This is a genomic window from Streptomyces sp. ICN903 (assembly GCF_022015835.1).
Taxonomy (GTDB): Bacteria; Actinomycetota; Actinomycetes; order Streptomycetales; family Streptomycetaceae; genus Streptomyces; species Streptomyces fenghuangensis.
This window is the reverse complement of record NZ_JAKMAY010000156.1, coordinates 1-13,655: the sequence shown is the minus strand read 5'-3', so window position 1 is coordinate 13,655 and position 13,655 is coordinate 1. Positions and strand designations below refer to the sequence as shown.

The following is a 13,655-nucleotide window of genomic DNA, read 5'->3' as shown; positions in this document are numbered from 1 at the left end:
GGCGGGGGAGGGGGCGCCCGGAACAACGAGTGGGCCGCCCGTCACCGGGTCGGGCACCACCACGGCCTCCAGGCCGAAGACCTCGCGGACCAGACCGGCGGTGACGGCCCGGTCCGGCGGCCCCTGTGCGACGATCCGGCCCCCTCGCATCGCGACGAGGTGGTCGGCGTAGCGGGCGGCCTGGTTGAGGTCGTGCAGGACCATCACGACCGTGCGGCCCCGCTCCCGGTTGAGCCGCCGCACCAGGTCGAGGACCTCCACCTGGTGGGCGATGTCGAGGTACGTGGTCGGCTCGTCGAGCAGCAGCAACTCGGTCTCCTGGGCGAGCGCCATGGCGATCCACACGCGCTGCCGCTGGCCGCCCGACAGCTCGTCCACGGCACGGTCGGCCAGTTCGGTGACGCCGGTGCTGTCCATGGCGTCGGTGACGGCCCGCTCGTCGGCCTCCGACCACTGCTGCCACCAGCGCTGGTGGGGCTGGCGGCCCCGGGCGACGAGGTCGCCGACGGTGATCGCCTCGGGCGCGACCGGCGCCTGGGGGAGCAGCCCGAGGGAGCGGGCGACCGCGCGGGTGGGCACGCGGTCCAGCTCCCGGCCGTCCAGCAGCACGGCGCCGTGCCGGGGCCGCAGCAGGCGGCCCAGCGCCCGCAGCAGGGTGGACTTGCCGCACGCGTTGGGGCCGACGACGACGGTGACGCGGCCGTCGGGCACGTCGAGGTCGAGGCCGTCGACGACCGTGCGGCTGTCGTATGCGAGGGTCAGGCCGCGGGCCGACAGCCGGCTCGCGGGCGCGTCGGGCCTGTCCGGCCCGTCCGGCCCGCCGGCCGCAGTGGACGCGGTGGTGGTGTCCGTCATGGTCTTCCTCCGGTGCGGCCGCGGGCGATCAGCCAGACGAGGTAGGGCGCCCCGATCGCCGCCGTCAGTACTCCGACCGGCAGCTCCACCGGCGCCAGGAGCCTGCGGGCCAGCAGGTCGCCGAGGGTGACGATGAAGGCGCCCAGCAGGGCCGTGGCGAGCAGCGGGATCTGCGCGGTGCGCGTCAGGCGGCGGGCGATCTGCGGGGAGAGCAGCGCCACGAAGTCCACCGGCCCGGCCGCGCCGGTGGCCACCGAGGCCAGGACGACGCCGGTGGCCGCCAGTCCCAGCCGGACGCGGCCCAGCCGCACACCCAGGGCGGTGGCGGTGTCGTCGTCCAGTGCCGCCTGTCGCTGGGCGCGGGCGCACCACAGCACGGCGGGCAGCACGGCCAGCAGTGCCCAGCCCAGGGGTTCGGCCTGCTCCCAGCCGCGCCCGTTGAGCGAGCCGGTAAGCCACACCTGGGCCTGCTGGGCGGCGAGGAAGTCGCCCTTGGTCATGAACAGCTGGGTGAGCGAGCGCAGCGCGACGGAGAAGCCCAGGCCGATCAGGACGAAGCGGGCCGCGCTCAGGCCGCGCCGCCAGGCGAAGACGTAGACCAGCGCGGCGGCGAGCATCCCGCCCGCCACGGAGAGATAGGGAAGCAGGGCGTACGAGGTCAGGCCGAAGGTCATCGCGCCGACGGTCACGGCGGCCGCGCCGTGGGTGACGCCGATGATCTCCGGGCTGGCCAGGGGGTTGCGGGCGACGGCCTGGATCAGCCCGCCCGCCACCCCGAGCGCGGCGCCCACCATCATTCCGAGGACCACGCGCGGCAGCCGCAGCGTGCCCACGACCAGTTCCTCCGGGGACGGCAGGCCCAGCAGCACCCGTACCACCTCGGTGGGCGCGGTGGCGGTCTCGCCGAGGCAGAGGGCCGCGACGACGGCCGCGGCCAGCGCGGCGGCGAGGGCTGCCACCACCGCCGCCGAGCGGCGGTGGAGCAGGAACGAGGCGCGCCCGCGGCGCACCAGGCCGTACCCCGGGGGCCTGACGGGCGACTCTCGGCCCGGTGCCTCTCGGCCCGGTGTCTTGCGGGGCGGTGCCTCGCGGGGGGTCTCGCTCACGGCGTCGGGCGCGGTCACGGCCCCACCGCCTTCCCGGCCCGGCCGCGCACCAGCGCCACCAGGAACGGCACGCCGATCAGCGCCGTCATCACGCCCGCGGGCACCTCGCCGGGCGGCACCACGATCCGCCCGGTGACGTCCGCCACCAGCAGCACCACCGGGCCCAGCAGCGCGGCGGTGGGCAGCAGCCAGCGGTGGTCGGAGCCGACGAGGGCGCGGGCCAGGTGGGGGACGGCCAGGCCGACGAAGGCGATGGGCCCGGCGGCGGCGACCCCGGCGCCGGTCAGGACGGTGGCCCCCAGGCCGCCGGTGATCCGTACGGCCGCGGTGTTCTGCCCCAGGCCCCTGGCCATGTCCTCGCCCAGCGCCAGGGCGTCCAGACCGCGCGCGACGGCCGTCACCAGCAGTGCGCCCGTCGCCAGGAACGGCAGCACCTGCCCGATCACCTCCGCATCGCGTCCGGCGACCGAGCCGACCTGCCAGAAGCGGAACTCGTCCAGGGCCGCGGCCCGCGTCGTCAGCACCCCCGCCACCACCGAGTACAGCAGCGCGTTGACGGCGGCCCCGGCCAGTGCCAGGCGCACCGGCGTGGCCCCCTCGCGGCCCCGGGCGGCGACCGCGTAGACGGCCGCCCCCGCGACGCCCGCGCCGGCGAAGGCGAACCAGACGTATCCGGAGAGCGTGTGCACCCCGGCGAAGGCGATGGCCAGGACGACCCCCAGCGCCGCGCCCTGGCTGACGCCGAGGATGCCGGGTTCGGCGATGGGGTTGCGGGTCAGGCCCTGCATCACGCATCCGGCCAGCCCGAGCGCGGCGCCGACCAGCACCGCCAGCAGGGTGCGCGGGGCGCGCATGGTCCGCACCACCTGGGCGGCGGGGCCGTCGCCGCCGTGCACCAGCGCCTCGTACACCGCGTCCGGCGCGATGGCGCGGCTGCCGACGGCCAGGCTCAGCAGCACGGCCAGGGCGAGGGCGGCCGCGACCGCGGCCACCGCGACCGGCCGGCGGGCCGTCCGCGCGCGGCGCGGACCGGCCACCGGCCGGCCGGGCGCGGCGGGTGCTGGGGCGGCGGGCATCTGCGACCTCGGACGGGGTGCGGGCGGACAGGAGCCGGGGGACGGGGACAGGACGGGACAGGACCGGCTCCGCGTCACGGAAGCCGCAGAACCGGCCAGCCAAGGTTAGGCGAGCCTAACCACCCATGTCACGGAGTGCACAATGTGGGGTATGGCATCTCGTGCGGTGACGGTCGGCTTCGACCTGGACATGACGCTGATCGACTCGCGCCCCGGCATCCGGGCGACCTATCTGGCCCTCGCCGCCGAGACCGGTGTCCACATCGACGCCGACCTGGCCGTCACCCGTCTCGGACCGCCGCTGGAGGTCGAGCTGGCGCACTGGTTCGACGAGGAGGCGATCGACGAGGCCGCCGTCCGCTACCGGGAGCTGTACGTGAGCCACGCCATCGAGCCGACCCTGCCCATGCCCGGCGCCCGGGAGGCGGTGGAGGCGGTCCGGCGGGCGGGCGGCACGGCGATCGTGGTCACCGCCAAGCACGAGCCCAGCGCCGAGCTCCACCTCGACCACCTGGGCATCGAGCCGGACGCGGTGATCGGATGGCTGTGGGCGGAGGCCAAGGCACAGGCGCTGGTCGAGCACGGCGCCGACGTCTACGTCGGTGACCACCTGGGCGACGTGCGCGGGGCGCGGGCGGCCGGGGCCCTGTCGGTGGCGGTGCCGACGGGCCCGTGCGGCGCGGCGGAGCTGCGGCAGGCGGGGGCCGATGTGGTGCTGGAGGATCTGACGGCCTTCCCCGCCTGGCTGGAGGCGTACGCGGCGGCCCGGGCCGCCTGAGCCGTACGGCCCCGTGCAGCCGTACCCGGCCGCGGTCGCGGGCCGTGCCCGCCCGGGGTTCCGCCTACCGGCGGGCCGCCTCGCGCGCCTCGCGGCGCTGCGCGGCGATCGACCGCAGCACCCCGGCGCCGGCGACGGCGAAGCCGACGCCCATCAGCATGCTGACGAGGTACGCGGCCGTGGGCAGCGGGTCGGAGCCGAGGAACAGGGGCGTGATGGTCGCGAGAGTGGCCACCGCGCCGACGACGAAGACGACGGCGCCGATGCGGACGAGCAGATCTCCCGCGCGGGACGTTTCACTGGTCACCAGGACAGGGTAGTTCCGTGTGAAGACACGCGCGGGACACGGGGGAGGCGGCCCGGGGCGTCTTGTCACCGGGGAGTGGATCATTAGTCTTGGTGACGGCGGGTCATGCGGCCCGCCGCGGTCTTGTGCGGAACCGTTGCCTTTCAAGAAGTCGTTGTTTTCCCGACAGGTCGTAGCCCGGGCATCCGGACGAATTACGAGGACGAGGACAGACGTGCCTACCGGCAAGGTCAAGTGGTTCAACAGTGAGAAGGGTTTCGGCTTCCTCTCCCGCGACGACGGCGGTGACGTCTTCGTGCATTCGTCGGTGCTCCCGTCCGGGGTGACCACGCTGCGGCCCGGCCAGCGCGTCGAGTTCGGAGTCGTCGCGGGCCAGCGCGGCGACCAGGCCCTCTCCGTCACCCTGCTGGACCCGGCCCCCTCCGTGGCCGCCGCCCAGCGTCGCAAGCCGGACGAGCTGGCGTCGATCGTGCAGGATCTCACCACCCTGCTGGACGGGGTCGCGCAGCAGTTGGAGCGGGGCCGCTACCCCGACCGCCAGCACGGCCACAAGATCGCCGGCATGCTCCGCGTCGTGGCCGACCAGCTCGACGTCTGACCGGACGCCCGGCCGCGCGCCCGGTGCGGGCCCGGCCGGCGCCACCGTCCGCAAGAACCGCAAGAACCGTACGAACGGCACGAACTACGCGAAGTCCAGCGCGCCGGGGCCCAGGGGCGGCACCAGCTCCTCGGCCGCGGCGCGCGTGAGCAGCCCGCGCACCGCCGCGTAGCCGCTCTCGCCGAGGCCGGCGGTGAACTCGTTGACGTACAGCCCGATGTGCCGGTCCGCGACCGAGGGGTCCATCTCCTGGGTGTGCTCCAGCACGTAGGGCCGTGATGCCGCGGGGTCGTCCCACGCCATCCGCACCGAGGTACGGGCCGCATCGGCCAGCGCCCGCAGCATCGGCGCGCCCAGCGAGCGCCTGGCGATGATCGCGCCCAGCGGGATGGGCAGCCCGGTGGTGCCCTCCCAGTACTCGCCCATGTCGGCGAGCCGGTGCAGGCCGTAGTCCTGGTAGGTGAAGCGGGCCTCGTGGATGACCAGCCCGGCGTCCACCCGGCCGTCGCGCACGGCGGGCATGATCTCGTGGAAGGGAAGCACGGCGATCTTCCCGACCCCGCCGGGCACCCGCTCGGCCGCCCACAGCCGGAACAGCAGGTACGCCGTGGAGCGCTCGCTCGGCACCGCGACCGTCGCGCCGCTCAGGTCCGCCTCCGCGCCCGGCTCGCGGGTGAGCACCAGCGGGCCGCAGCCGCGCCCCAGCGCGCCGCCGCACGGCAGCAGCGCGTACTCGTCCAGCACCCACGGCAGAACGGCGTAGGAGACCTTCAGCACGTCCAGCTCGCCGCGCTCGGCCATCCCGTTGGTGACGTCGATGTCGGCGAACGTCACATCCAGCTCCGGCGCGCCCGGCACCAGGCCGTGCGCCCAGGCGTGGAAGACGAAGGTGTCGTTGGGGCAGGGGGAGTAGGCGATCCGCAGCGGCCGCCCGGTGCTGTCATTGCCGGTGCCGGTCAAGGTCCCTCCAACCGTCGAGTACGGGCACGATCCTGCCGAAGGCCGCGGTCAGGGCGTCCAGCGCCTCCGCGAACCGCCAGGCGGCGCGGTCGCGCGGGCCCACCGCGTTGGAGACGGCGCGGACCTCCAGTACGGGTACCCCGCCGCAGGCCGCGGCCGCCTCCGCGACCCCGAAGCCCTCCATCGCCTCGGCCAGCGCCCCCGGATGCCGGCGCGCCAGCAGCGCGGCCCGCTCGGCGGTGCCGGTGGCCGTGGAGACCGTCAGCACCGGGCCCAGGGCCGCGTCCGCCGCCTCGGCGACGGCCCGCGACAGCGCCTCGGGCGGCAGGTGGACGCTGGTGCCGAAGCCCAGCTCGGCCACCGAGGCGAAGGGCTCGGGCCCGGCCGGGGTCTCGGCGCCCAGGTCCGCGGCGGCGATCTCGGAGGCGACGGCCACCGAGCCGACCGGGGCCAGCGGGGCGAAGCCGCCGCCGATGCCCGCCGAGACCACCAGGCCGTACGGGCGGCCCCGCGCCGCGCCGCGCTCCAGTGCCACGGCGGTACGGGCCGCCGCGGCGGCGGGCCCGGCGCCGGCGGCCAGCACGTCGATGCCGGCCGGGGCGCAGGCGGCCGCCACCGCGTCCCGCTCGGCGGGCACGGCCGTGACGACCAGGACCGGCGCGGCCCCCGCCGCGGGCGCGGCGGTGCGGCGGGACGGCGCGGTGCGGCGGGGCGCTGCGGGGCTCAGTCTTCGCTCTCGCGCTCGAGCTCGAAGTTCCACACGCCCCGGTAGTTGCTGCCGTCGTACTCGACGATGCTCAGCTGCACCGACTGCGCCTCACCGCCCTGCTGGCCGCCGCCGTTCTGGAAGAAGGCGTCACCGGAGAAGCTGCGGTAGGTCTTGGTGATCCGGTCCGTCACCGCGGGCTGGCCGTTGAGGAACAGCACCCAGCCGTCCTCGGCGATCTCGGGGTCCACGCCGATGCGCAGCAGGTCGCCCTGGCCGACGGTGATGGAGGTGTCGGTGTCCTCCTTGGCGCAGGACAGCACCTTGTCCTGCGAGATCTTGCCGTTGTCCTCGTAGCAGGCGGCTTCCGTGGAGACGCTGTCGGAACCGACGGTCACGGTCGCTCGGGGAGTCGGCTTCTCGCAGGCGGAGAGGGCGACGAGCCCGAGGGTGGCCGCACCGATGGCTACGGCAGTGCGGATGGTGCGGCTGCCCTTGCCCCGGGAGATCGTGTGGGTCATAGCACGCAGGCTACCCGGCGGTTCCGCTCAGGCGACGCGCGGGTGGGGCGTGCCGTGCCGTGCGGCCGACAACAGGGGGCGGACGGTGGCGAGCGCGCCCACCGCCACGACCACCCCGGCCACTCCCATGCCGACCGGCCCGATCAGCGGCAGCGCGATCCCGACGGCACCGCCGGCCACCCACGACATCTGCATCAGCGTCTCGGAGCGGGCGAAGGCGGAGGTGCGCACCAGCTCCGGCACGTCCCGCTGGATCAGCGCGTCCAGCGACAGCTTGCCCAGCGCCTGCGCCAGCCCGGCGACGGCCGCGACGACGGGCACGGTGACCGTGCCGTACAGCACCGCCGCCACCACGGTGGCGGTCAGGGCCAGCGCCAGCACCGAGGCGATGATCATCTCCGGGACGCGGTCGCGCAGCCAGGCGCCCAGCGCCGTGCCCAGCGCGTTGCCGCCGCCCGCCGCCACGGCCACCACACCCAGCGAGACCACGGGGTCCAGGCCGGCCAGGGGGTGCTCGCGCAGCATGAAGGCGAGGAAGAAGGTGAGGAAGCCGGACAGGGCGCGCAGGGAGGAGTTGGCGAGCAGGGCGTTGAACACGGAGGCGCCGACGGTGCGCAGACCGGGCCGCCGGGGCTTGCCGTTCCCGCTTCCGTTCCTCCCCGTGGTGCTCCCGGCCGCAGCGGCCCCGGCCCCGCTCTCCCCGGCCGTGCTCCCGCCGGTATCCGTGCCGCCGTCGCCGTCCCGGCTGTGCGCGGCCTCGTAGGCGGTCAGCAGGGCCCGCCGCTCGCCCTTGGCGGAGTCCACCTTGTGGGGCAGCGAGAAGGACAGGAAGGTGCCGATGACGAAGACGGTGAATGCCCCGTACAGCGGCCAGGACGGCCCCAGGCTGTGCAGCGCGGCCCCCACCGGGGCCGCCGCGCCGGTGGCCAGCAGCCCGGCGAGCGTCACCCGCGAGTTCGCCTTCACCAGCGAGATCCGGTGCGGCAGCAGCCGGGGCACGACCGCCGATCTCACCACCCCGTACGCCTTGGAGGCCACCAGTACCCCCAGCGCCGCCGGATACAGCTCCAGGCTGCCGGTGGCCACCGCCCCGGCCATGCTCAGCGCCAGCAGGGCCCGGCCCAGCATCGATCCGGCCATCGCGGCGCGGCGGCCGTGCGGGATGCGGTCCAGCAGCGGCCCGATGACCGGCGCGAGCAGCGCGAAGGGGGCCAGGGTGACGGCCAGGTAGAGGGCGACGCGCCCGCGCGCCTCACCGGTGGGGACGGAGAAGAAGATCGTGGACGCCAGGGCGACGGTGATCATCATGTCGCCCGCGGAGTTCACCGCGTGCAGTTCGATGAGCTTGCCCAGCCCGGACTCGCCGGCGCCCTGGGCGTGGGTGGCCTTCCGGATGCGCCTGCCCAGCGCGCGGGGAGGCGTGTGTACGGCGCGGACGATCGCCCGCGCCGTGCGTCGGAATCGCCCCTCGTCGTGCTGGGACGTCCTCAAGGCAGCCACGTCGTCAGTGTGCCCCACCGCCCGCCGCCTAGCCCGGCTCCTTCGGCTGAAGGTTTGGTTGAAGGTGCGACCGTCGGCGGTGCGCGCGCGTGGGGTAGCGTGGGGGGATGGTGCGCTCCGCCCGGTGTGAAAGCCTGGGTCCGGACGTCGCAGCGGTCCCCCGGTCCGCTCCGTCCTCACCCGTCTGAGCTGGGCATACGGTAGGCGCACTCGCGAAACGGCGTAGGAGAGAATCGATTCTTGTGAGTGCTGCGATGCGAGGCCGTACCCCTGATCGCCTGTGCGCCGAGGCGGTTGAACTGGCTCGGGAGGCGGCACGGGAGGCCGCCTTCCCCGGCCGGATCGGCGACCATCTGGGTGCCGTGGCCGACGGGGACCGCGTCGTCACGCACTACTTCGAGTGCCTGGAACCGGGCTACCGCGGCTGGCGCTGGGCCGCCACCGTGGCACGGGCCTCGCGGGCACGGGTGGTGACCGTCGACGAGACGGTGCTGCTGCCCGGCCCCGACGCGCTGCTCGCCCCCGAATGGGTGCCCTGGAGCGAGCGCCTGCGCCCCGGCGACCTCGGCCCCGGTGACCTGCTGCCCACCGAGGCCGACGACCCGCGCCTGGAGCCCGGCTACACCGGCGGCGGCGAGTTCTCCCCGCACGCGGCGGTCGTGGAGTCGGCCTGGGAGGAGGCCGGCGCCGAGGGCCCGGCCGAGGCCGAGGACGCCGACGTCGTCACCAGCGAGCCCGGCGAACTCCCCGGCGCCCCGGCGCGCGGCAGCATCGCGGCGGTCGCCGAGGAGATCGGCATGGGCCGCCCCCGGGTCCTGTCCCGCCAGGGCCTGCACGAGGCCGCCGACCGCTGGGAGGAGGAGTTCGGCCCCCGGACGCCCATGGCGCAGGCGGCCCCCGCCTCCTGCATGAGCTGCGGCTTCCTGGTGCCGATGGCCGGCTCGCTGCGCCAGGCCTTCGGGGTGTGCGCCAACGAGTTCTCCCCGGCCGACGGCCGCGTGGTCTCCCTCGCCTTCGGCTGCGGCGGCCACTCGGAGGCGGCCGTCATGCCGAAGACGCCGCGCCCGCCGGCGCCGGTGATCGACGAGACGAAGGTGGACGAGATGCCCCTGGGCGGCGGGGCGCGGGCCAACGGCGAGGACGGGGACGGCGGCGCGGACGGCCCGGAGGCGTAGCGGGCTCCGGCCCGCCGCGAGGCCGGTTGTCCCGGCCCCGCCGGGCCTGGTCAGCGCTGGACTCGGCGTCCGGTGCGGGGCTTCTCCTCCTGGCTCGTCCGGTGGGCCGCGGACGCCGAACCGAGCAACTGCGACACCCGCTGGAACGACACCCCCATCACCCGGCCGGCGTCCCGCTGGCTCAGATCGCGGGTCAGGACCGCGGCGGCACGACGCATGGCCTCCCGCTCGGCGTCCGCGGCGTCCCGCGCGGCTCGCCTGGCGTCCTCTGCCTGCGCCAGTACCCGCCGGGCCTCCTCCGGGAGTTCGGGCTCGACGGTGACCTCGACCTCTTCCGGCTCGACGTCCAACATGGCCGCGATCGCCTCGCGAGCCGCTTCATCGGCCCTGTCCAGCCGTTTGGCCTGGCTGAAGACGCCAGGCAGATCGGGGACCTCCAGAGCCCACCAGTCACCGGCGCGGCGTGCTGTCACGCGGTAAGCGCTCATCGCCACCAACCCTCTCCGAGTTCCGCCTCAAGCCTCTTGCAGATCTGCTCTGCCGTTATCTCGTTGACCTCGCTGTGCTTCGGGATGACGACGGGTGTCGAGCCGCACGTCCAGTACTGATGGCTGCCTTTCTGCCTGTGCATCTCGAAGGCGAGCCCTCTCGCCCTGGCCGCTTTCCTGATCTTGCCGACCAGATCCCTGTACTTCACAGTTTGCGTCTAGTCAGGATAGACAAAATAAGTCCAGTCCCTCTAGACAGTTCATGCGATCGGGTGAGTGGGCCGGGAGCCGCACCGCCGCCCGCGCCGGCGTCCCCGGAGCGTAGGCCCGCCTGCCCTACTCGCCCCGCCCGGCCGATCCCCTGACGCGGCCGGCCGGCGCGAAGACCCCGGCCACGACCCCCAGGACGACGGCGAGGTACAGGGCGCCCTTCGCGGCGGAGAGCTCACCGCCGGCCATGCCGCGGACGGGCCGCACGGAGCAGAAGGCGGAGGCGATTCCCGCGTTGACCCGGAGCCGGCGCCTGTTCTTCCTCGCGGCACCCACGTGCCCACCCCTTTCCTCTTTCCTCCGTACCGATCGGCCACGGGGTGCCCGTCCGCCGCACGGCCGATCGCGCCCGTCCGCCGCACGGCCGATCGCGCGCGGCGGACGGGCGACGCCTCCGGGGCAGGCTTTCCGCGTGAACCCGGTGATACACGGGCCGTACACGAACCGGGCCGGGGCGGCTCCGGCCGCCGTCACGCGCTCACAGGCCCGGGGCGCCCCAGAGCGGAAACCAGCGGCCCAGGTCCGGCTCGATGTTCAGGTCGCCTTGGAGGGCCGCCCTGACCTGGAGCTCCAGCGGGTTGTCGCGCTTCTGGCCGGGCAGCGGGGCGAAGGGGTAGAACGTGCCGCGCTTGTAGAGGTAGACCAGCGCGAGGGGCTGCCGGTCGGGGGAGCGGAAGGCGACCAGCGAGCACAGCAGCTGCGGGCCGAACCCGCTGCCCTGCAGCGTGGTGTTCACCGCGTGCAGGTCGTTGACCAGGGAGGGCAGCTCGTCGGGGGCGCGGCGCGAGAGCAGCCAGGAGTACCCGTAGCCGTCCTCGCCGAACTCCACCGCACCGCCCCCGCGACCGGAGTCCGCGCCCAGCAGGGCCTCCACCTCCCGCCGGATCCGGGTGAAGGCGCCGCCCTCGACGCTCGCGAAGCACACCGAACCCGCACCGGTGGGGGCCAGGCCCGTGGCGGCCTGGAGGGTGATCGCCGCCGAGGGCAGGGCGAAGAGGCGGTCGAGGTCGGGCCGGGCCGGCTTGCTCCGGCCGAACAGGACGTCCAGCAGGCCCACGGCGACTCCTTCCCTGATCCGGTGCTCGGGGTCACTCGCCGCCCAGCCGCTCGGAGATCTCCGCCAGCGCCTCCAGGCGGCGGTCCAGGCTGGGGTGGGTGGAGAACAGCCCGGCCACCGCGCTGCCGGGCCCGAGGGCGGGGGTGAAGAAGAACGCGTTGAACGCCTGGGCCGTGCGCAGGTCCCGGGTGGGTATCCGGGCGATGTCCCCGCTGACCTTGGTCAGCGCCGAGGCCAGGGCGGAGGGCTTCCCGGTGAGCATGGCCGCCGCACGGTCGGCGGCCAGCTCGCGGTAGCGGGACAGCGCCCGGATCAGCAGGAAGCTGAGGGCGTACACGACCGCGGAGACCAGCATGACCATCGCGAACACGGCGGCGGTGTTCTGGTCCCGGCGGCCCCCGCCGAACAGCTGGGAGTAGAAGGCGAAGCGGACGACCAGCCCGGCCAGCACCCCCAGGAACGAGGCGATGGTGATCACCGCCACGTCACGGTGGGCGACGTGGGACAGTTCGTGGGCCAGGACGCCCTCCAGCTCCTCGGTCTCCAGGCGCCGCGTCAGCCCGGTGGTCACGCAGACCACGGCGTGGTCCGCGTCGCGGCCGGTGGCGAACGCGTTGGGCAGGTCCATGCCGGACACGGCGACCCGCGGCTTCGGCATGTCCGCGGTGGCGCACAACCGGTCGACCACCCCGTGCAGCCGCGGCTCCTCCTCCGGGGTGACCAGACGGCCGCGCATGGCGTACAGGGCGATCCGGTCGGAGAACCAGAACTGCGCGCCCAGCAGGACGGCGGCGATGACGACGACCAGCACGAGGGAGTCCAGCAGCGCGATCAGCGCGGCGACGAACCCCACGTACAGCAGCCCGAGCAGGAACATCGTGAGCACCATGCGCCCGGTCAGGCGCCGGTCGGGCTCGAAGCGGCTGCGCATCACGCACCCGCCCCGGAAACCGGGCTTCCGCCGGAAGCCCGTACAGCGGTCGTGACCCTCGTACCCATCGGGCCCTCCTGTCCGTCACGCTCCCGCCGGACGGGACCGTGGACCGAGACGTGGTTCCCTTTCCTCCCTGTATACCCCAATGCCCGGAATCGCCCCTTCTCCGGTCCTTCCCCGGTCCTTCCCCGGTCCTTCCCCGGTCGCGGACGGGCGGCCGACCCGCGCGACCGGCGGCCCGGCGCGCACCGGGCACGCCGGACGCAGTACCGTCGCCCGCAGACAGGCAATCGGGCTCGTCCCGCGGCGGACCTGACGGAGGAGACGGACACGTGAGCGGCACGGTGCTGGTGCAGGGCGCGGACGACGGAGCGGATCCCTTCGACACCGCCCGGCTGCGACGCGGCGTACTCGACGCCTGGGCGGCGTCCCCCGCGCGCTTCCGCGAGGACGCCAACGCCGAGGAGGACCTGGCCCTCGGCGGCTACCGCGACCGGCTGGTGGTCGAGCTGGCCCAGAACGCCGCCGACGCCGCCGCCCGCGCCGGCGTCCCCGGACGGCTGCGGCTCACCCTGCGCGGCAAGGTGCTGGTGGCCGCCAACACCGGAGCGCCCCTGGACGCGGCCGGCGTGGAGTCCCTGTCCACCCTGCGCGCCTCCGCCAAACGCGACGACGAGACGCCGGGCGCACCGGAGACGCCGGGCGCACCGGGCGGACCCCAGGCGGGCCCCGTCGGCCGCTTCGGCGTCGGCTTCGCCGCCGTCCTGGCCGTCAGCGACGAACCCGCCATCGTCTGCCGCACCGGCGGCGCCCGCTGGTCGCTGGCCGAGGCCCGCGAGATGGCCGCCGAGGCCGCCGCCCACAACCCCGGCCTCGCCGACGAGCTGCGCCGCCGCGAGGGCCACGTACCGCTGCTGCGCCTGCCGATGCCCGCCCAGGGCACCGCCCCCCAGGGCTACGACACGGCCGTCGTGCTGCCGCTGCGCGACGGCGCCGCCGAGGAACTGGCCGCCCGGCTGCTCACCGCGGTCGACGACGCCCTGCTGCTCACCCTCCCCGGCCTGACCGAGGTCGTCATCGAGACCGACGGCGGAGTGCGTACGCTCACCCGCCGCCAGGACGGCGCCTACGTCGTGGTCGAGGACAGCGGCACAGCCGGTGCCGGGGGCGAGGGCGCCACCCGCTGGCGCGTGGCCGCCGACGCCGGGCGCACCGACCCCGCCCTGCTCGCCGACCGCCCCGTCGAGGAACGGCGGCGGCCGTACTGGTCCGTCACCTGGGCCGTACCCGTCGACGCCGACGGCGCCCCCACCCCCGCCCGTAC

General features: G+C 75.0%; 17 protein-coding genes. 4 read left to right on the top strand and 13 right to left on the bottom strand.

Going from position 1 to position 13,655, the window contains the following annotated elements; genetic code table 11:
* The 3 genes from L7D48_RS16975 to L7D48_RS16965 all read right to left on the bottom strand — a co-directional run.
* The coding region (locus L7D48_RS16975; RefSeq protein WP_237880285.1) for an ABC transporter ATP-binding protein at window positions 1-855 on the bottom strand (855 nt) is incomplete at its 3' end.
* The gene (locus L7D48_RS16970; protein WP_237880288.1) at window positions 852-1,868 is read right to left on the bottom strand and encodes an iron chelate uptake ABC transporter family permease subunit; all 1,017 of its coding nucleotides are present in this window, start codon (window positions 1,866-1,868) and stop codon (window positions 852-854) included. The genes L7D48_RS16975 and L7D48_RS16970, both read right to left, overlap by 4 nt.
* 107 nt (window positions 1,869-1,975) lie before the next feature.
* The gene (locus tag L7D48_RS16965) at window positions 1,976-3,037 is read right to left on the bottom strand and encodes an iron ABC transporter permease (protein ID WP_237880284.1); all 1,062 of its coding nucleotides are present in this window, start codon (window positions 3,035-3,037) and stop codon (window positions 1,976-1,978) included.
* 142 nt (window positions 3,038-3,179) lie between these two features.
* Here L7D48_RS16965 and L7D48_RS16960 point away from each other — a divergent pair, with 142 nt between their 5' ends.
* A complete protein-coding gene (locus L7D48_RS16960; protein ID WP_374492540.1) occupies window positions 3,180-3,815 on the top strand; it encodes an HAD family hydrolase in 636 nt (211 codons plus the stop codon).
* A 64-nt stretch (window positions 3,816-3,879) separates the two neighbouring features.
* On the opposite strand, the gene L7D48_RS16955 is transcribed toward L7D48_RS16960, so the two are convergent.
* Complete coding sequence (locus tag L7D48_RS16955) at window positions 3,880-4,122, bottom strand: hypothetical protein (RefSeq protein WP_237880282.1); 243 nt, start codon at window positions 4,120-4,122, stop codon at window positions 3,880-3,882.
* Between the two features lie 214 nt (window positions 4,123-4,336).
* Between L7D48_RS16955 and L7D48_RS29315 the strand changes: the two genes are divergently transcribed.
* Window positions 4,337-4,720 (top strand): cold-shock protein, encoded by a 384-nt coding sequence (locus L7D48_RS29315; RefSeq protein WP_279950545.1) that lies wholly within the window; start codon window positions 4,337-4,339, stop codon window positions 4,718-4,720.
* A gap of 84 nt (window positions 4,721-4,804) precedes the next feature.
* On the opposite strand, the gene L7D48_RS16945 is transcribed toward L7D48_RS29315, so the two are convergent.
* The 4 genes from L7D48_RS16945 to L7D48_RS16930 form a co-directional block, all read right to left on the bottom strand.
* Window positions 4,805-5,680 carry a 1,4-dihydroxy-6-naphthoate synthase gene (locus tag L7D48_RS16945; RefSeq protein WP_237880281.1) on the bottom strand — a complete coding sequence of 292 codons (876 nt, stop codon included), beginning with the start codon at window positions 5,678-5,680 and terminating at the stop codon, window positions 4,805-4,807.
* On the bottom strand, window positions 5,661-6,332 hold the full coding sequence (locus tag L7D48_RS16940) for a futalosine hydrolase (protein ID WP_256462916.1): 672 nt from the start codon (window positions 6,330-6,332) through the stop codon (window positions 5,661-5,663). Before L7D48_RS16940 ends, L7D48_RS16945 begins: the two co-directional genes overlap by 20 nt.
* 71 nt (window positions 6,333-6,403) lie before the next feature.
* On the bottom strand, window positions 6,404-6,907 hold the full coding sequence (locus tag L7D48_RS16935) for a DUF2771 domain-containing protein (protein WP_237880279.1): 504 nt from the start codon (window positions 6,905-6,907) through the stop codon (window positions 6,404-6,406).
* Window positions 6,908-6,934: 27 nt separating this feature from the next.
* On the bottom strand, window positions 6,935-8,398 hold the full coding sequence (locus L7D48_RS16930) for an MFS transporter (RefSeq protein WP_237880287.1): 1,464 nt from the start codon (window positions 8,396-8,398) through the stop codon (window positions 6,935-6,937).
* Window positions 8,399-8,661: 263 nt separating this feature from the next.
* Between L7D48_RS16930 and L7D48_RS16925 the strand changes: the two genes are divergently transcribed.
* A complete protein-coding gene (locus tag L7D48_RS16925; RefSeq protein ID WP_237880286.1) occupies window positions 8,662-9,582 on the top strand; it encodes a DUF3027 domain-containing protein in 921 nt (306 codons plus the stop codon).
* Window positions 9,583-9,632: 50 nt separating this feature from the next.
* Here the strand turns inward: L7D48_RS16925 and L7D48_RS16920 are convergent, their stop codons facing one another.
* The 5 genes from L7D48_RS16920 to htpX all read right to left on the bottom strand — a co-directional run bounded on the left by L7D48_RS16920 (window position 9,633) and on the right by htpX (window position 12,328).
* The gene (locus tag L7D48_RS16920) at window positions 9,633-10,055 is read right to left on the bottom strand and encodes a type II toxin-antitoxin system HicB family antitoxin (protein ID WP_237880278.1); all 423 of its coding nucleotides are present in this window, start codon (window positions 10,053-10,055) and stop codon (window positions 9,633-9,635) included.
* A gap of 11 nt (window positions 10,056-10,066) precedes the next feature.
* Window positions 10,067-10,279 carry a type II toxin-antitoxin system HicA family toxin gene (locus tag L7D48_RS16915; protein ID WP_093846940.1) on the bottom strand — a complete coding sequence of 71 codons (213 nt, stop codon included), beginning with the start codon at window positions 10,277-10,279 and terminating at the stop codon, window positions 10,067-10,069.
* A gap of 127 nt (window positions 10,280-10,406) precedes the next feature.
* On the bottom strand, window positions 10,407-10,616 hold the full coding sequence (locus L7D48_RS16910; protein WP_237880277.1) for a hypothetical protein: 210 nt from the start codon (window positions 10,614-10,616) through the stop codon (window positions 10,407-10,409).
* 202 nt (window positions 10,617-10,818) lie between these two features.
* Window positions 10,819-11,397, bottom strand: a complete 579-nt coding sequence (locus L7D48_RS16905) for a hypothetical protein (RefSeq protein WP_237880276.1) — start codon at window positions 11,395-11,397, stop codon at window positions 10,819-10,821.
* 31 nt (window positions 11,398-11,428) lie between these two features.
* On the bottom strand, window positions 11,429-12,328 hold the full coding sequence (gene htpX, locus L7D48_RS16900; protein ID WP_237880275.1) for a zinc metalloprotease HtpX: 900 nt from the start codon (window positions 12,326-12,328) through the stop codon (window positions 11,429-11,431).
* A gap of 335 nt (window positions 12,329-12,663) precedes the next feature.
* Here htpX and L7D48_RS16895 point away from each other — a divergent pair.
* The coding region (locus tag L7D48_RS16895; protein ID WP_374492532.1) for a sacsin N-terminal ATP-binding-like domain-containing protein at window positions 12,664-13,655 on the top strand (992 nt) is incomplete at its 3' end.